Origin of the sequence: Pantoea sp. Lij88 (assembly GCF_030062155.1) — a bacterium.
Classification (GTDB): Bacteria; Pseudomonadota; Gammaproteobacteria; order Enterobacterales; family Enterobacteriaceae; genus Pantoea.
The window spans coordinates 1,859,768-1,875,690 of the sequence record NZ_CP118269.1 but is presented as its reverse complement, the minus strand read 5'-3'; the positions used below and the strand labels follow the sequence as shown (position 1 = coordinate 1,875,690).

Annotated in this window: 19 protein-coding genes; 9 read left to right on the top strand and 10 right to left on the bottom strand. The window is 54.5% G+C overall.

Features of this window, described 5'->3' with window-relative positions; translation table 11 throughout:
• Positions 1 to 92: 92 nt before the first annotated feature.
• Genes PU624_RS12490 through yciA form a run of 4 tightly spaced genes read left to right on the top strand, consistent with a single transcriptional unit; the run spans position 93 to position 2,344 of the window.
• Positions 93 to 509: a YkgJ family cysteine cluster protein gene (locus tag PU624_RS12490; protein WP_283547866.1), complete on the top strand. Its 417-nt coding sequence runs from the start codon at positions 93 to 95 to the stop codon at positions 507 to 509.
• A gap of 27 nt (positions 510 to 536) precedes the next feature.
• Positions 537 to 1,271, top strand: coding sequence for a YciC family protein (locus tag PU624_RS12485; protein ID WP_283547865.1), 735 nt, complete (start codon positions 537 to 539; stop codon positions 1,269 to 1,271).
• A gap of 51 nt (positions 1,272 to 1,322) precedes the next feature.
• Entirely contained in the window at positions 1,323 to 1,862 is a 540-nt protein-coding gene (locus PU624_RS12480; RefSeq protein ID WP_283547864.1) for a septation protein A, read from the top strand.
• Positions 1,863 to 1,921: 59 nt separating this feature from the next.
• Positions 1,922 to 2,344 (top strand): acyl-CoA thioester hydrolase YciA, encoded by a 423-nt coding sequence (gene yciA, locus PU624_RS12475; RefSeq protein ID WP_003853906.1) that lies wholly within the window; start codon positions 1,922 to 1,924, stop codon positions 2,342 to 2,344.
• Between the two features lie 37 nt (positions 2,345 to 2,381).
• Here the strand turns inward: yciA and tonB are convergent, their stop codons facing one another.
• The gene (tonB, locus tag PU624_RS12470; protein WP_283547863.1) at positions 2,382 to 3,125 is read right to left on the bottom strand and encodes a TonB system transport protein TonB; all 744 of its coding nucleotides are present in this window, start codon (positions 3,123 to 3,125) and stop codon (positions 2,382 to 2,384) included.
• Between the two features lie 197 nt (positions 3,126 to 3,322).
• Here tonB and PU624_RS12465 point away from each other — a divergent pair, with 197 nt between their 5' ends.
• Together PU624_RS12465 and PU624_RS12460 are read left to right on the top strand one after the other, a co-directional pair.
• A complete protein-coding gene (locus PU624_RS12465; protein WP_003853909.1) occupies positions 3,323 to 3,619 on the top strand; it encodes a YciI family protein in 297 nt (98 codons plus the stop codon).
• A 76-nt stretch (positions 3,620 to 3,695) separates the two neighbouring features.
• Positions 3,696 to 3,881, top strand: a complete 186-nt coding sequence (locus tag PU624_RS12460) for a hypothetical protein (RefSeq protein WP_283547862.1) — start codon at positions 3,696 to 3,698, stop codon at positions 3,879 to 3,881.
• 7 nt (positions 3,882 to 3,888) lie between these two features.
• Here PU624_RS12460 and ycgZ read toward each other — a convergent pair whose 3' ends face one another.
• Complete coding sequence (gene ycgZ, locus PU624_RS12455; RefSeq protein ID WP_283547861.1) at positions 3,889 to 4,125, bottom strand: regulatory protein YcgZ; 237 nt, start codon at positions 4,123 to 4,125, stop codon at positions 3,889 to 3,891.
• A gap of 356 nt (positions 4,126 to 4,481) precedes the next feature.
• Between ycgZ and PU624_RS12450 the strand changes: the two genes are divergently transcribed.
• Positions 4,482 to 4,799, top strand: coding sequence for a hypothetical protein (locus PU624_RS12450; RefSeq protein ID WP_283547860.1), 318 nt, complete (start codon positions 4,482 to 4,484; stop codon positions 4,797 to 4,799).
• Between the two features lie 16 nt (positions 4,800 to 4,815).
• Here PU624_RS12450 and PU624_RS12445 read toward each other — a convergent pair whose 3' ends face one another.
• A complete protein-coding gene (locus PU624_RS12445; protein WP_090960525.1) occupies positions 4,816 to 4,989 on the bottom strand; it encodes a YciY family protein in 174 nt (57 codons plus the stop codon).
• A gap of 169 nt (positions 4,990 to 5,158) precedes the next feature.
• Here PU624_RS12445 and cls point away from each other — a divergent pair, with 169 nt between their 5' ends.
• Together cls and PU624_RS12435 are read left to right on the top strand one after the other, a co-directional pair.
• Positions 5,159 to 6,619: a cardiolipin synthase gene (gene cls, locus PU624_RS12440; protein ID WP_283547859.1), complete on the top strand. Its 1,461-nt coding sequence runs from the start codon at positions 5,159 to 5,161 to the stop codon at positions 6,617 to 6,619.
• 45 nt (positions 6,620 to 6,664) lie between these two features.
• Positions 6,665 to 6,988, top strand: a complete 324-nt coding sequence (locus PU624_RS12435) for an HI1450 family dsDNA-mimic protein (RefSeq protein ID WP_003853921.1) — start codon at positions 6,665 to 6,667, stop codon at positions 6,986 to 6,988.
• A gap of 48 nt (positions 6,989 to 7,036) precedes the next feature.
• Here PU624_RS12435 and oppF read toward each other — a convergent pair whose 3' ends face one another.
• The 7 genes from oppF to PU624_RS12400 form a co-directional block, all read right to left on the bottom strand.
• Positions 7,037 to 8,038, bottom strand: a complete 1,002-nt coding sequence (oppF, locus tag PU624_RS12430; RefSeq protein ID WP_090960519.1) for a murein tripeptide/oligopeptide ABC transporter ATP binding protein OppF — start codon at positions 8,036 to 8,038, stop codon at positions 7,037 to 7,039.
• Positions 8,035 to 9,051: an ABC transporter ATP-binding protein gene (locus PU624_RS12425; RefSeq protein WP_283547858.1), complete on the bottom strand. Its 1,017-nt coding sequence runs from the start codon at positions 9,049 to 9,051 to the stop codon at positions 8,035 to 8,037. Before PU624_RS12425 ends, oppF begins: the two co-directional genes overlap by 4 nt.
• Positions 9,052 to 9,062: 11 nt before the next feature.
• Complete coding sequence (gene oppC, locus PU624_RS12420; protein ID WP_283547857.1) at positions 9,063 to 9,971, bottom strand: oligopeptide ABC transporter permease OppC; 909 nt, start codon at positions 9,969 to 9,971, stop codon at positions 9,063 to 9,065.
• Positions 9,972 to 9,985: 14 nt separating this feature from the next.
• Positions 9,986 to 10,906, bottom strand: a complete 921-nt coding sequence (oppB, locus tag PU624_RS12415) for an oligopeptide ABC transporter permease OppB (protein ID WP_283547856.1) — start codon at positions 10,904 to 10,906, stop codon at positions 9,986 to 9,988.
• 91 nt (positions 10,907 to 10,997) lie between these two features.
• Positions 10,998 to 12,638 carry an oligopeptide ABC transporter substrate-binding protein OppA gene (gene oppA, locus PU624_RS12410; protein WP_283547855.1) on the bottom strand — a complete coding sequence of 547 codons (1,641 nt, stop codon included), beginning with the start codon at positions 12,636 to 12,638 and terminating at the stop codon, positions 10,998 to 11,000.
• 153 nt (positions 12,639 to 12,791) lie between these two features.
• Complete coding sequence (locus tag PU624_RS12405; RefSeq protein ID WP_283547854.1) at positions 12,792 to 14,417, bottom strand: ABC transporter substrate-binding protein; 1,626 nt, start codon at positions 14,415 to 14,417, stop codon at positions 12,792 to 12,794.
• Between the two features lie 582 nt (positions 14,418 to 14,999).
• Positions 15,000 to 15,647 (bottom strand): YchE family NAAT transporter, encoded by a 648-nt coding sequence (locus PU624_RS12400; protein WP_161733986.1) that lies wholly within the window; start codon positions 15,645 to 15,647, stop codon positions 15,000 to 15,002.
• Positions 15,648 to 15,923 lie beyond the last annotated feature (276 nt).

Genomic DNA, 15,923 nt, shown 5'->3' with positions numbered 1-15,923 from the left:
AAATTCCGCTTGCTGAAAAATATCGCCCGCCCTATTTTGCTTATCTTCATTGTTGATTTTGGTTCGATGCCCTGGGAGGGGCGGGTGATCAAATGAGTGAACTTTCTAACCCTTGTGTCAGCTGTGGCGCCTGCTGCGCCCATTTCCGCGTCTCATTTTACTGGGCTGAAGCCGATGATGCGGGTGGCCTGGTGCCGACTGAACTCACCGAGCCGCTTAACCTGTTTATGCGCAATATGCGTGGCACTAACAGCGCTGCACCCCGTTGCGTTGCGCTGCAGGGCGACATTGGCGGCTGCGTCTCCTGTGGAATTTATGAACAGCGTCCGACGCCCTGTCGGGAGTTTACCCTGTCGGGTGAAGCGGGTATCCATAACGAAGCCTGCGATCGCGCCCGCGCGCGCTATGGTCTTCCTGCACTTTTTGCGCCCTCTTTACCTCATATTACAGAAAGTTATGCCCTGCCGGGTGCCCCGGAGCTGCCAGAACATGTACAATCGCCGGGTTAATTAACCCGGTTCCTCCAAGGAGAGTACATGTCTATCACGGCAAGCTCGTTATACCGTGACACAGGAAATTTTGCGCGCCATCAACTCTCTACAGTCCTGTTGATGTCGCTGTTGGCCGCGTTCGTCACCGTCATGCTGGTGCATGTGCTGACACCCGGCGCCGATCAGATGGCAATCCTGCAGCAGGGCGATGACAGTGCCAGTTCGTTGTTTGAGATGGTGCAGAATATGTCACCGGAACAGCAGCAGGTGCTGTTGCGCGCTTCGGCGGCCAGCACCTTTGCGGCGCTGATGGGAAATACGCTGCTGCTTGGCGGCATGCTCTATCTGATCCCGATGGTCTCTTCCGGCCAGCGCGTCAGTGCGCTGCGTGCGATTGGTGCATCCGCCCCGCTGCTGCCCAAACTGCTGCTGCTCACCTTCCTGATGACGCTGGTGGCGCAACTGGGCTTTATGGTGCTGGTGGTGCCAGGCATTCTGCTGACGATGCTGCTGTCGCTGGCACCGGTCATGGTCGCCAGTGAGAAGATGGGTGTCTTTGCCGCGATGCGCGCCAGCATGCGGATGGCGTGGAAGAATATAAGGCTGATTGCCCCCGCTATTCTGCTCTGGCTGCTGGCTAAAGTAATTGTCATGCTGTTCTTCTCGTCGCTGACGGTATTACCGCTGAATGTTTCTTCGGTGATTTTCACCGCAGCTGGCAATGTGGTTTCAGCGATGTTGATTATCTATCTCTATCGGCTCTATATGCTGTTACGTTGATTGACGGTGTGCCTTCGGGCACATTTGCAGGCAACTCTGAATGGAAAAACTATGAAGCAGCTACTCGACTTTCTCCCCCTGGTGGTTTTTCTCATCTTCTACAAGCTGTATGACATTTTTGTCGCCTCGGGCGCACTGATTGTGGCCACCGGCCTGGCGCTGGTTGTCAGCTGGGTGCTTTATCGCAAGCTGGAAAAGATGACGATTTTCACCTTTGTGCTGGTGGCCGTTTTTGGCACCCTGACGCTGGTGTTCCACAACGATGAATTCATTAAGTGGAAAGTCACGGTGATCTACAGCCTGTTTGCCGCTGCCCTGCTCTACAGCCAGTGGTTTATGCAGCAGACGCTGATTCAGCGCATGCTGGGCAAGGAGCTGCAGCTGCCCGATGCGGTCTGGCGTCGTCTCAACGTCGCCTGGGCGCTGTTCTTCCTGATCTGCGGCCTGGTGAACATCTATGTTGCATTTTGGTTATCTCAGGCGTTTTGGGTTAACTTTAAAGTGTTCGGTCTCTCCGGTCTGACCTTACTGTTTACTCTGCTGAGCGGGCTTTATATCTGGCGACAGATGCCGCAGCAGGAACAAAAATAATCATCTGCCCGGTTCGCCGGGCATTTTTTTAGCATTCACCTGCATAAAAAGTGGAAGCAATGGGCGAAAAACATAAATTGCCGCAAGGCGAAATGGTGCTGCGTACGCTCGCCATGCCAGCCGATACCAACGCCAACGGCGATATTTTTGGTGGCTGGCTGATGTCACAGATGGATATGGGCGGCGCGATTCTGGCGAAAGAGATCGCTGAAGGACGCGTGGTCACGGTGCGCGTTGACGGCATGTCATTCATGAAGCCCGTCGCGGTGGGCGATGTGGTGAGCTGTCATGCGAGCTGTCTTCGTACCGGCAACAGTTCCATGACGATTAACGTGGAAGTGTGGATTAAAAAAGTGTCGTCTGAGCCGATTGGACAGACCTACTGCGCTACTGAAGCGGTCTTTATCTACGTGGCGGTCGATAATGAGGGCAATTCACGTCCTCTGCCAGCCGGTCGCGCTAATCAGCAGCCTGCCGGTTAAGTGTTCGGGTCAGGCGGTTTCTGCCTGACCCGGTGCTTTACTCCAGGCTGGCACCGCCATTAATCTTAAACACGATGTTCATCGTCAGCCCCTGTCCCGGCTTTCCTTCTTCATAGCGCCACTTTTTCATCGCCTGCTTCACTTCCCGCTCAAACATATTGCTCGGCTGGGCAGAAAGGATCTGAATGTTGTCTACCCGTCCGTCGCTTTCCACATCAAACTTCACCCGTACCCGTCCTTCTACCCGCAATGCAAAAGCGCGCTGCGGATAGCCAGGCTTACTCACGCTCAGGGCTTTCGGGCCGGTTGATGCCGACGCGGTGGGTGACGGCGTGGCTTTTGGCGCCGTCGTCGGTTTGCGCTGCGTCGCTGGCGCGTCCTGCTTAAACGGGTCGGCCTGCGGTTTGCTCTCCTGACGCGGCTTCACTTCGCGTTTTGGCTGCTCCCGCTTGTGCTCAGGTCTGGGTTTCGGTTTTGGCTTCGGTTCAGGTTTGGGAATCGGCACCGGCTCCGCTTTCGGGGGTTCCGGCACGGGCTGGGGTTCTGGTTCAGGCTGCGGTTCGGGCTGGGGTGCTGGCGGCTGCACGACGGCCGGTGCAGGCTCGGGCTGTACGTCAGGCGCGACCATGGTTACGCTGATAGGCTGCGACGCCTCAGGAACCTCACTCACCTGCTGGAATGATGCATACAGAATTCCGGCAATCACGGCCCCATGCAGAGCAACAGACAACAACATGGAGACAGGCGTGCGTTTAGGTAGTGGCATAGTCAGCGTGGTCATAACAGTCGCAGTGATTGAATAGAGCAGCGATTTTAAATGCAAATAGCAATCAGTTTCAATAACTCCCGCCATCCCGCCTGAAGAAAAGCGCTTTTTAGCCCTTTATGCTGAGCCATTAACCGCCCTCAGGTTTCGTTTGCACTCTAATCGTCAATCCCTTAACGTGTTGCAAAATTCTGATAACCAGGAGTTCCTTAGTGCTTTACGTCATTTATGCAGAAGATACTGCAGAGTCACTGGAAAAACGTAACGCCGTGCGCCCTGCTCATCTGGCGCGTCTCAAACTGCTGCAGGAAGAGGGACGCCTGATCATCGCAGGCCCGATGCCTGCTGTAGACAGCAACGATCCCGGCGTGGCGGGCTTTACCGGCTCCACCGTGATCGCTGAGTTTCCGTCACTGGAAGCCGCGCAATCCTGGGCGCAGGATGACCCTTACTTTGCCGCGGGCGTCTACAAACAGGTTTCAGTGAAGCCGTTTAAACGCGTCTTCTGACAGAAAAAATGCAGTCAAAATGGCTTCTGTGTCTGGCACAGAAGCCATTTTTGTTGTGATCGTTAAGAGAGTAAAGATGCAGATAATCATTCCGGGACTGCTGGCCATTATTACCGGTCTTATTGGCGGCGCGGTTTATCTCTGGCGCAGCCAGGGGTGGCGTAATAAAAAGCACTGGATTGTGATGCTGATCGTGCTGGCCGCAGCACTGCAGCTGGTGAACGTCACGCTGATGATGTCAGCACAGCGTCTCGCGGGTTAATCCTCTGTTAATCGAGAATCAGGCTAATCAGCGCATGATAATGCTGCTCTTCTTCCGGGCTGGTGACATGCTGTAAACGGCCGATCAGTTTCGAGCAGATCGCTTTACGATTTAGGGTACGGCCAGAACTGATAATTTCTGACACTACAGAACCCAGAATAGCCTGCTGGGAAGGCTGTGCGGCGCTGTGCAGATAAGCCGAAAGGTCAGAGATGGAAGCGGGAATATGAACGCTGGTCTGCATGGTTACCCTCATTAAATTGTTTAAGGTGGCTAATCAGGTGACTAACCGATACGGCAAAGTTATACAACAATGCCACCCATGTACAGGTATTTAGTTCAGAATGTCGCCCTTCCTGCCATTATTGTTAATAAAACCTTAATTAATAGTGACTTATGATAATGTAAAGTTGTACAACTTTCTGTTCTGCTGCTGTACATCCCCGTTAAAAAAGCCCCTCAAGGTGACTTTTTGCATTAAAAAACGATCGCCCCGTCATTTTTTTAGCCGCGAAGAGGAATTATCTGCCAGAGCTGTCTACATTTAGCGTTTGTGAGTTGAACCTCTGAATGGATGCACAGCACAGTCGCGGGCAAATTATGCATAAAACTTATCCTGGCCAGGCCCTTACTCTGCTCAATCCGCTTTTATCCCGGATTGCGGCGATTGGCGATCCCAGAATAGAAGTCATGAGTGGTTACCCTGCTAATTGCTCAGCGTGGCTCACGATCTTTTATCAGCGCAAATCGGGTCGCTGGTCTTACGAATGGTACGATCGGGTGGGTTACCGCAGGCCGACGGCGCTGGGCGATACGATGGAGTGCCTGATGCGTGAAGTCAGCGATCGGGGCGCGTCGCGTCAGGAGCACTCCATGGCGCGACGGGTGATGGCAGAATCGGGCTTTTTTGAAGCCTGAATCGGCGATTCATCAATCAGATGATCTGCGTAATAAACAGGATTGAGCGACGCTGCTGCTGTGCCAGCTGGTGGCGGATGCTGTGGATACGCTTATAACGCCGCGACTGCCCTTCCAGCCAGCGGGAGCGGCGGCGATGTGCCTGACGTAACATTCTCCAGCGCGCCACTTCATTTCTGCTTCGTTTCATCACTTCCTCTTTGACGTCCTACACGCGAGTCATACGCGAGAGCATTATAGAGATCTCTCTGGTAATGCCAAATCGGATCTCGTATCAGGATGTCCGGGATAAAGGGTTTCGTTAGCCGCCATCTGCACGTAAACTTGCCAGACGAAAGCGCGAACGGGACGTCCACTTTATGACCACTTTTTATACCCTGCTCAGCTGGTTGCTGGTATTTGGCTACTGGCTGCTGATCGCCGGGGTTACGCTACGCGTGCTGATGAAGCGACGGGCCGTCACATCGGCCATGGCCTGGCTGCTGGTGATCTATATTCTGCCGCTGGTGGGCATTATCGCTTATCTCTCGTTTGGTGAACTGCATCTGGGTAAACGTCGCGCAGAGCGCGCCCGCACCATGTGGCCGTCGACTGCCCGCTGGCTCAACGATCTTAAGCAGTGCCATGAAATTTTTGCCACCGAGCACAGCGACGTTGCCCGTTCGCTGTTTGAGCTTTGCTACCATCGCCAGGGCATCGCGGGCGTCAAAGGCAATCAGCTCCAGCTGCTCACCAGTTCCGACGATGTCATGCAGGCGCTGATTCGTGATATTCAGCTGGCCCGCCATAACATTGAGATGGTGTTTTATATCTGGCATCCCGGCGGTCTGGCAGATGAAGTCGCAGAATCGCTGATGGCGGCCTCACGCCGTGGCGTTCATTGCCGGCTGCTGCTCGACTCCGCCGGCAGCGTCGACTTTTTCCGCAGCCCCTGGGTCGGCATGATGCGCAATGCCGGTATCGACGTGGTAGAGGCGTTGCAGGTCAGCCTGCTGCGCGTCTTCCTGCGACGGATGGATTTGCGTCAGCATCGTAAAATCGTCCTGATCGATAATTACATCGCCTATACCGGCAGCATGAACCTGGTCGATCCGCGCTTCTTTAAACAGAGCGCCGGTGTAGGCCAGTGGATTGATCTGATGGCGCGTATGGAAGGCCCGGTGGCGACCGCGATGGGGATTGTTTTCAGCTGCGACTGGGAGATTGAGACCGGCAAACGCATTCTGCCGCCGCCGCCCGATCGCAACATCATGCCGTTTGAACAGGAGAGCGGCCACACGGTACAGGTGATCGCCTCCGGTCCCGGCTTCCCGGAAGATATGATCCATCAGGCGCTACTGACCGCGGTCTATTCAGCGCGTGAACAGCTGATCATGACCACGCCCTACTTAGTGCCCAGCGACGACCTGCTGCATGCTATCTGCACCGCCGCGCAGCGTGGCGTAAACGTGAGCGTGATAGTGCCGCGTCACAATGACTCGCTGCTGGTCGGCTGGGCCAGCCGCTCGTTCTTCAGTGAGATGCTGGAAGCGGGTGTAAAAATCTATCAGTTTGAAGATGGACTGCTGCACACCAAAAGCGTGCTGGTTGATGGACAGCTGAGCCTGGTGGGCACCGTGAACCTCGATATGCGCAGTTTATGGCTGAATTTTGAAGTGACGCTGGTCGTGGATGATGCCGGTTTTGGCAGCGATCTCGCCTGTGTGCAGGATGACTATATCGCCCGTTCACGCCTGCTGGATGGCAAGCGCTGGGCAAAACGTGCGTGGTGGCAGCGCATCGTCGAACGACTGTTTTACTTCTTCAGCCCTTTACTGTAAAACGAGCCAGATTGTGTAAATGGCCGCAGGCCGACAGGACAGACTATGGATTTAAATAATCGCCTTACCGAAGATGAAACGCTGGAACAAGCCTACGATATCTTTCTCGAACTGGCCGTCGACAACCTTGATCCGGCAGACGTCATCCTCTTCAATCTGCAGTTCGAAGAGCGCGGTGGCGCGGAGCTGTTTGATCCGTCTGAAGACTGGAAAGATCATGTCGATTTCGATCTGAATCCGGACTTTTTCGCCGAAGTGGTGATTGGGCTGGGTGAAGCGGACGGTGAACCGATTACCGACGTCTTTGCACGCGTGCTGCTGTGCCGCGAAAAAGACCACAAGCTCTGTCATATCCTGTGGCGTGAGTAAGCGTCAAATCAGATAAGAAAACGCCGGGCAGTTGCCCGGCGTTTTGCATTACAGCGGATCGACCTTCAGACAGGAGACCGCGTGGTGGAAGCTGCCTTCCAGCAGCGGACGGGTTTTCGCACACTCCGGACCGGCAATCGGACAACGGGTGCGGAACACGCAGCCTGATGGCGGATTGATCGGCGACGGCAGCTCCCCTTCCAGCAGCTGAATCTGCTTGTTCTTCTCCTTGTCCGGATCGGGAATCGGCACGGCAGACATCAGCGCACGGGTGTAAGGATGCTGTGGATTGGTATAGACCTCTTTGTAGGTCCCCAGCTCCACCGCATGCCCCAGATACATCACCAGAACACGGTCAGAGATGTGTTTCACCACCGCCAGATCGTGCGCGATGAAGATCAGTGACAAGCCCATTTCGCGCTGCAACTGCTGCAGCAGGTTCACCACCTGCGCCTGAATCGACACGTCCAGCGCAGACACCGGCTCATCACAGATAATCAGCTTCGGCTCCAGAATCAGCGCGCGGGCAATACCGATACGCTGACACTGACCACCCGAGAACTCATGCGGATAGCGGTTAATCAGGTTTGGCAGCAGCCCGACTTTCATCATCATATTTTTGACGCGGTCTTTGACTTCCTGACGCGCCATTTTCGGATGATAGGTGCGCAGCGGCTCCGCAATGATGTCGCCGATAGTCATACGCGGGTTCAGCGACGCCAGCGGATCCTGGAATATCATCTGAATATCGCTGCGCGCCTTGCGCCACTCTTCTTCACTCTGCCCCAGCAGATCGCGGCCTAACCAGGCGACACGGCCTTCCGTGGCTTTAACCAGACCGATAATGGCACGCGCCAGGGTCGATTTACCGCAGCCCGACTCGCCCACCACGCCCAGGGTTTCCCCTTCATACAGACGCAGGCTGACACCATCCACCGCTTTCAGGGTTTTTGATGGCTGCCAGAACCACTGCTTGCCATCTTTGATGTCGAAATGCACCTTGAGATCGGCGATTTCCAGTAACACTCTTTTTTCAGCTACGGTGCTCATACTAACTCCTCCACCGGCTTAAAGCAGGCACGCAGACGGCCATTGCCAAACGGTTCCAGCGGCGGTGCCTGGGTGCAGATATCCATTGCGTGCGGACAACGTGGCTGGAACGGGCAGCCCTGCGGCAGACGCAACAGGTTCGGTGGATTGCCCGGAATCGTGGTCAGGGTTTCACCTTCGATCGCATCCAGACGCGGCACCGCATTAAGCAGGCCAATCGAGTATGGATGGGCTGGCTGATAGAAGACATCACGGGCGCTGCCATACTCCATGGTGCGTCCGGCGTACATCACCAGCACTTTGTCGCAGATCCCAGCCACTACACCGAGATCGTGCGTGATCATGATAATGGCGGTGTTGAACTCGCGCTTCAGGTCGTTGAGCAGCGTCATAATCTGCGCCTGCACGGTGACATCCAGCGCGGTGGTTGGCTCATCGGCAATCAGCAGTTTTGGACGGCACAGCAGCGCCATGGCGATCATCACGCGCTGACGCATCCCGCCGGAGAACTCATGCGGATACATCTTCATGCGCTTACGCGCTTCCGGCATCTTCACCGCGTCCAGCATTCTCACGGACTCTTCAAACGCCTGCGCGCTGTTCATGCCTTTGTGCAGCTTAAGCACTTCCATCAGCTGCTCGCCCACCCGCATATAGGGGTTCAGCGAGGTCATCGGGTCCTGGAAGATCATTGCGATCTGTTCGGCACGCAGCTTATTGAGCTTACTCTCCGGCAGATTCAGGATCTCTTTGCCGTTGAACATCGCCGAACCGCCAATGCGGCCATTTTTGGCCAGCAGCCCCATCAGGGCAAAAGCGGTTTGTGACTTACCGGAACCGGACTCGCCAACAATGCCCAGCGTCTCACCGGCGCGCAGCGAGAAGTTCAGGTCGTTGACGGCAGTGACATCCCCATCGTGCGTGCCAAAGGTCACGCGTAAATCTTTGACCGTAAGTAGCTGTTCGCTTCCCGCGCGGGCCGCCATTGCTGGCTGGAATTCATGAATAGTCATCGGGAAACTCCTTAACGATCTTTCGGGTCGAGGGCATCACGCAGGCCATCGCCGATAAAGTTGAAACAGAACAGCGTGACCACCAGGAACCCCGCCGGCCAGAGCAACAGCCACGGCGACACTTCCATTGAGTTGGCCCCGTCGCTCAGCAGTGCACCCCAGCTACTCAGCGGCTCCTGTGTACCCAGACCCAGGAAGCTCAGGAAGGATTCAAACAGGATCATGCTCGGCACCAGCAGCGAGGCGTAAACCACCACCACACCCAGCACGTTTGGTACGATGTGACGCACCACGATTTTCCAGGTTGATACCCCACCAACATGCGCCGCTTCGATGAACTCTTTGCGCTTCAGGCTCAGCGTCTGGCCGCGCACAATACGCGCCATATCGAGCCATGAGACCATGCCGATGGCGGCAAAAATCAGCAGGATGTTGCGGCCAAAGAAGGTCACCAGCAGGATCACGAAGAACATAAACGGGAAGGAGTTAAGGATTTCCAGAATACGCATCATCACCGAGTCGATTTTGCCGCCCAGATAGCCGGCAATCGAACCGTAGAGCGTGCCCACGATCACCGCGATCAGCGCAGACGCCACGCCCACCATCAGTGAGATACGGCCACCGATCGCCACACGCACCAGCAGGTCACGTCCCGATGAATCGGTGCCGAACCAGTGACCGGAGGTGGTATCAGGCGGTGAGGACATCATCGCCCAGTCGGTATCGTCGTAGGTGAAATGCGCCAGCATCGGCGCAAAAATCACAAACAGCGTGATCACTAACAGCACCAGCAGGCTGATTAAGGCGGCACGGTTATGGATAAAACGACGACGCGCGTCCTGCCAGAGACTACGCCCTTCTACTTCCAGCTTCTCACTGAACACATCAAGAGCTTCGCTGTTTTTCTTACTTAACATCATGGCGAACTCCGCAATCAGTAACGAATTTTTGGATCGATAACGGCATAGAGCACGTCAACAATCGCGTTAAACAGAATGGTCAGTAAACCGACCAGGATGGTCAGGCTCATCACCAGTGAGTAGTCGCGGTTCAGCGCGCCGTTCACAAACAGCTGACCGATGCCCGGCAGACCGTAGATCGACTCAATCACCATCGAACCGGTGATGATGCCGACAAACGCCGGTCCCATGTAAGAGATCACCGGCAGCAGCGCGGGCTTCAGCGCATGACGCAGCACAATGCGGCGCAGCGGTAAGCCTTTGGCGCGCGCAGTGCGGATAAAGTTGGAGTGCATCACTTCAATCATCGATCCCCGGGTGATACGCGCGATACTGGCGATATAAGCCAGCGACAGCGCCACCATCGGCAGCAGCATGTAGTTCCACTGCCCGCCATTCCAGCCGCCGCCCGGCAGCCATTTCAGGGTGATGGCGAACAGCAGAACCAGCAGCGGCGCCACCACGAAACTGGGTATCACCACGCCGGTCATTGCCACCCCCATGACCGCGAAGTCCCACAAACTGTTCTGTTTAAGCGCGGCGATCACACCCGCCGTGACGCCCAGCACCACCGCCAGCAGGAACGCGGCCAGGCCGAGTTTGGCAGAGACCGGGAACGCATGCGCAACCAGATAGTTGACCGAATAGTCTTTGTATTTAAACGAAGGGCCGAAATCGCCGTGCGCCAGCTGCACCAGGTAATCGACATATTGCTTACCGATGGGATCGTTGAGGTGATATTTCGCCTCAATGTTGGCCATCACTTCCGGGGCCAGGGTGCGCTCGCCGGTAAACGGGCTGCCGGGTGCCAGGCGCATCATAAAGAAGGAGATGGTGATCAGGACGAACAGCGTCGGAAGCGCTTCAAGCAAGCGACGCAGGATGAATTTTAACATTGCCGTACCTACCAGGCTGTTGCATCACAACATATAAAAAGTAAAAAAGGCGGCGCGAGGCGCGCCGCCACTGCTGATAGCCTGAATGCTATTAGTGTTTAATGATGTAGAAGTCTTTAGACAGCGTTTTATCCAGTGGATCTTTACCGGTATAACCACCGACATACGGTTTCACCAGACGCGTATTCACGTAGTAGTAAACCGGTACGATGGTGCTGTCTTTATCCAGGATCTGCTCGGCCTGCTGATAATCCGCCGCACGGGCTTTAGCATCCGGGGCCTTAATCGCGTCGCGAATCACTTTGTCAAACGCATCGCTCTTATAGTGCGAGGTGTTACTGCTGCTGTTTGACAGCATGGTGTTCAGGAAGGAAGTCGGTTCGTTGTAGTCCGCACACCAGGCCGCACGGGAAACATCGAAGTTACCCTGATGACGGGTATCCAGGAAGGTTTTCCACTCCTGGTTTTCCAGCTTGATGTTCACGCCGATGTTTTTCTTCCAGATCGACGAGGCAGCAATCGCCAGCTTCTTGTGCAGATCGGAGGTGTTATACAGCAGGTTAAAGGTCAGCGGTTTGTCGGCGGTGTAGCCGGCTTCAGCCAGCAGCTTTTTCGCTTCGGCGTTACGCTTGTCCTGTGACCACTTGAACCAGTCTGGCGGCAGAATTTCCATGCCGTCGGTTGATGGCGGCGTGTAGCTGTAGGCCGGCTTCTGGCCCTGCGCCAGCACTTTGTTGACCATGATGTCACGATCCAGACCCAGCTTCAGGGCCGCGCGGACGCGAGGATCGGTGAATGGCGCTTTCTGGTTGTTGATTTCGTAGTAGTAGGTGCACAGATAAGGATCGATGTGCAGCTCTTTACCGTTGTCACGCTGCAGCTTTTTAAACAGCTCAATTGGCAGATTGTTATAGGTCATGTCGCTGCCGTTCTCGGAGAAGTAACGGTTAACGTCACTGACTTCAGAACTGATTGGCAGATAGGTGACTTTGTTCAGCACGGTGTGCTCGTTGTCCCAGTAATTCGGGTTACGCACCAGGGTGATACGCTCGTTGATTACGTGCGCGTCCAGTTTAAAGGCGCCGTTGCCGACCCAGTTCTGTGGCTGCGTCCACTGATCGCCAAACTTCTCAATCGCCGGTTTGTAAACCGGTGACATCACGGAGTTGATCAGCAGCTTATCAAAATAGGGAACCGGCTCACTCAGCGTGACTTCCAGCGTGTGGTCGTCCAGTGCTTTGACGCCCAGATCGGTAATCGGTTTTTTACCGGCGATGATGTCATCGACGTTCAGGATATGACCATACTGTGGATAGCTGGCGTATGGAGAGGCGGTTTTCGGATCGACCAGACGCTCCCAGCTGTAGACGAAGTCCTGCGCGGTCACCGGCTCGCCGTTGGACCACTTAGCATTTTTACGCAGGTGGAAAGTCCACACTTTAAAATCTTTGTTTTCGTAACTTTCCGCTACGGCCGGGATGGGTTTACCGTTGCTGTCGTTGACCAGCAGACCTTCGTAAAGATCGCGCGCCACGTTGTCTTCCGGCACGCCTTCAATTTTGTGCGGATCGAGCGACTGGACTTCATCGCCATTGCCGCGAACCAGCTCCTGTTTAGCGGCCAGCTCAACGCCCGCAGGCACGGTGGCCGCGAGAGCCGCATTCCCTGCCAGAGCACTCACTGCGGCGAAAACACCCGCTGCTATCAGGCTTTTTTTCGTGATGTTGTTCATTATTACACTCCAGTTTTATTATCGTCACCGTGGCGATGCTCTGCCCCGGCGTCCCCCGTCTCCGGGCTCCCTGGCCTGTTACCAGGGAGATTGACCCCAAAATGGTCTGTACGCTGATGCGTTCCCGACTGTCTCGCCGAACAGGCGATCAGATCAGTGTTGTTTGATGAAATAGTACTTCAGGTCTGTCATGTCCTGCGGGTCTTTGCCCGTAAAGCCGCCAACCCAGGGCTTTACCAGGCGCACACTTACGCGGTAGTAAACTGGCACAATTGGTGAGTCTTTGTCGAGTTGTGTTTCAGCCTGCTGATACAGGTCGGCGCGCTGCGCCTCACTGCCCGCCGTCAGCGTCTCCGCCATCAGACGATCAAAGGTCGCGCTGCTGTAAAACGCGGTGTTAATCGAGGCGTTGCTGATCAGCATATTCAGGAAGGTAGAAGGTTCGTTGTAATCGGCACACCAGGTCGCACGGACCACGTCATACTGGGCCTGATGACGGGTCTCCAGCATGGTTTTCCACTCCTGATTCTGCAGGGTCACCTTCGCACCCAGGTTTTTCTGCCACATTGACGCGGCTGCAATCGCCTGCCGTTTGTTCTGATCAGAGGTGTTATAGAGCAACGTAAAGCTCAGCGGATGGGCGGCATCAAAGCCGGCTTCGGCGAGCAACTTCTTCGCGGCTTCATTACGCTGCGCCTGCGTCCAGGTGAACCAGGCGGGCGGCGTGAGTTTTATGCCTGCAGTGAAAGGCGGTGTCAGGCTGTAGGCCGGAATCTGACCCTGAGCCATGATCTTATTAGCTATCACCTCACGGTCGAGAGTCATTTTCAGCGCGGCACGCACACGTGCATCGGTGAACGGCGCCTTTTTGTTGTTAATTTCGTAGTAGAAGGTGCAGAGCAGCGGGCTGACCTTTACTTCATCGCCCAGCTCTTTGCGCAGTTTGCCAAACATCTCCGGTGGCACCGCACTGTTGGTGATGTCCGTGCCGCCGCTGCGGTAGCGATTGATATCACTGTTTTCAGAGGCGATAGGCAGGAAAGTCCCCTGCTCAATCACCGTATGCGCATTATCCCAGTAGTGAGGATTGCGCTTCACGACGATTTTTTCATTCACCACCCAGTCGCCCAGCGTGTAAGCGCCATTGCCGATGTAGTGACCCGGCCGGGTCCAGGCATCGCCCCACTGCTTAATGGCGGGCGCATAAACCGGCTTCATCGCCGTATGCGCTAACATCGCCACCAGGTAAGGCACCGGTTCACTCAGGGTAATCTGCAGGCGATGGGCATCCAGCGCTTTGACACCCAGCTGATCGGGTGACGCTTTACCGGCAAGGATGGCATCGATATTGGTAAAATGGGCTGCCTGCGGATAGCTGGAATAAGGCGACGCGGTTTTCGGGTCCACCAGCCGACGCCAGCTATAAACGAAATCACTGGCGGTCACCGGCTCACCATTGCTCCACTTCGCATCATCACGCAGAGTAAAAATCCACACGGTGGGTTGCGGGTTTTCCCAGCTTTTGGCGACGCCAGGCACGACCTTCCCGCTGTTGTCGGTGTTCACCAGACCATCCAGCAGGTTTTGAATAATATTAGATTCCGGCACGCCTTCGGTTTTATGTGGATCCAGCGAGGAGACTTCACTGCCGTTATTGATCACGATCTGCTGTTGCGCGGCCAGTGTCGTTCCTGGCGGAACCGTGGCGGCATAGGCCGGCGAAAAGGCCAATAACAGAACACCTGCGAGTGTTGACCGCTGTTGCTGCAAATTCTTCATCCCAATCATCCGAAACGCCAACCTTTAATTAAGTATCCCGATAGGCTTAAGCAAAAAGCGTTCTCACTTTGGGCTTTCGGAGAAAAAAATTCACGCTGGGCCAAAAATTATCAGAAGCCGTGAGGGGGCGCCAAAGCAAAATAACGAAAATGTTAACTAATTCTCTTTTATCATGAGATGTCAGGCAGCGGAAGTGTTAATTTTCGTTCTGAAAATATCATATCAATATGAAAAATAGACGATTTAGCTGTAAACCCCTGCGCGGGGCGGAATACGGCGACAAATTGCGCCTGTTCTGGCATTTATATTGAAAAATCTGGCTTCAGCGTGATGAAATTCAGGAGAGCGGCTTTAACGTGGCGGATTATGAGGCAGACGGGAAATGAGAGAGGAGAATATTGTGTGAAAATAGTGACATTATTTCGCAAAAAAAAGTCTGTGACCCGACACGCAGTAATGAAATTTATAATCGTCTGATTCTGTTAAGCATCACGAATAATTGCATCGTAATGGTGCATTAAATGGCTCTATTGCACCATTACGGATCATTAATTCACTTCGCTGCCTGAAATAAGTGAGTGTTTAGTTGAGAAGGCCAGGGAAAATAGACTTCATCCCTGTCACAACAAATTCAATGCCCAGCGCCATCAGTAACAGACCCATGATACGGGTAATCACGTTGATACCGGTCTGCCCAAGAATACGCACCATTAACGGTGCCGCGCGGAACAGTAACCAGCAGCAGAAGGCAAAGATCGCTATCGCCAGGGTGAACCCCAGCAGATTCAGCCAGCTATGGTAGCGGGTGCTCCAGACGATGGTCGAACTGATGGCACCCGGCCCCGCCATCAATGGCAGCGCCAGCGGAACAACCCCGACGCTTTCACGAATCGCCGTTTCTGATTTCTCCTGCTTGTTTTGCTTATCCTCGCCCAGCTTGCCGCTGATCATCGACATCGCAATGGTGACGACCAGAATGCCTCCCGCAATGCGGAAAGAGTCAATCGAGATGCCAAACACATGCAGAATCGCATCACCGAGGAAAAGTGAGGTCCAGAGAATAATGGCGACGGCCAGATTGGCGGTGAGGTTGGTTTTATTACGCTCAGCCACGCCTTGATAACGGGTCATGCTGATAAACACCGGAATAATTCCCACCGGATTGACCAGCGCAAACAGCCCGACAAAAAATTTGATATAGCCTGATAAATCTAACAGCGCAGGGTTCACGACTTTACTCCGTACCACAGGGGGAAAACGCGCCTAATGTATGTGAAAACGGCCCCGGACGCCATACGCTGACCCAGCTATTTATACTGATGAATCAATGCACCTTTAGCGCTTTACGCCAGAGATCAAAAAGTCGCTGGATTTAGTCGCTGCCAGGGGGGCGGCAGTGAAGTGAGAAGCTATTTGACTCAACAGCACAATAAAGGTGTGCTGAAAGGTGTCAGCTTACGGTTAAATTGATCTGCATCAAAATTGACCTACCCCAAACCAGGTAAT

What these genes read in the sequence shown, in the direction of transcription:
- PU624_RS12490 (WP_283547866.1), top strand. Translation starts at nt 93, where the DNA reads ATGAGTGAACTTTCTAACCCTTGTGTCAGCTGTGGCGCCTGCTGCGCC.
- tonB (WP_283547863.1), bottom strand. Translation starts at nt 3,125, where the DNA reads ATGACCACGCTGACTATGCCACTACCTAAACGCACGCCTGTCTCCATG.
- cls (WP_283547859.1), top strand. Translation starts at nt 5,159, where the DNA reads ATGACCACTTTTTATACCCTGCTCAGCTGGTTGCTGGTATTTGGCTAC.
- oppC (WP_283547857.1), bottom strand. Translation starts at nt 9,971, where the DNA reads ATGATGTTAAGTAAGAAAAACAGCGAAGCTCTTGATGTGTTCAGTGAG.
- oppB (WP_283547856.1), bottom strand. Translation starts at nt 10,906, where the DNA reads ATGTTAAAATTCATCCTGCGTCGCTTGCTTGAAGCGCTTCCGACGCTG.
- oppF (WP_090960519.1), bottom strand. Translation starts at nt 8,038, where the DNA reads ATGAGCACCGTAGCTGAAAAAAGAGTGTTACTGGAAATCGCCGATCTC.
- ycgZ (WP_283547861.1), bottom strand. Translation starts at nt 4,125, where the DNA reads ATGCAGACCAGCGTTCATATTCCCGCTTCCATCTCTGACCTTTCGGCT.
- PU624_RS12480 (WP_283547864.1), top strand. Translation starts at nt 1,323, where the DNA reads ATGAAGCAGCTACTCGACTTTCTCCCCCTGGTGGTTTTTCTCATCTTC.
- PU624_RS12485 (WP_283547865.1), top strand. Translation starts at nt 537, where the DNA reads ATGTCTATCACGGCAAGCTCGTTATACCGTGACACAGGAAATTTTGCG.
- PU624_RS12460 (WP_283547862.1), top strand. Translation starts at nt 3,696, where the DNA reads ATGCAGATAATCATTCCGGGACTGCTGGCCATTATTACCGGTCTTATT.
- PU624_RS12405 (WP_283547854.1), bottom strand. Translation starts at nt 14,417, where the DNA reads ATGAAGAATTTGCAGCAACAGCGGTCAACACTCGCAGGTGTTCTGTTA.
- yciA (WP_003853906.1), top strand. Translation starts at nt 1,922, where the DNA reads ATGGGCGAAAAACATAAATTGCCGCAAGGCGAAATGGTGCTGCGTACG.
- PU624_RS12445 (WP_090960525.1), bottom strand. Translation starts at nt 4,989, where the DNA reads ATGAAACGAAGCAGAAATGAAGTGGCGCGCTGGAGAATGTTACGTCAG.
- oppA (WP_283547855.1), bottom strand. Translation starts at nt 12,638, where the DNA reads ATGAACAACATCACGAAAAAAAGCCTGATAGCAGCGGGTGTTTTCGCC.
- PU624_RS12450 (WP_283547860.1), top strand. Translation starts at nt 4,482, where the DNA reads ATGCATAAAACTTATCCTGGCCAGGCCCTTACTCTGCTCAATCCGCTT.
- PU624_RS12425 (WP_283547858.1), bottom strand. Translation starts at nt 9,051, where the DNA reads ATGACTATTCATGAATTCCAGCCAGCAATGGCGGCCCGCGCGGGAAGC.
- PU624_RS12435 (WP_003853921.1), top strand. Translation starts at nt 6,665, where the DNA reads ATGGATTTAAATAATCGCCTTACCGAAGATGAAACGCTGGAACAAGCC.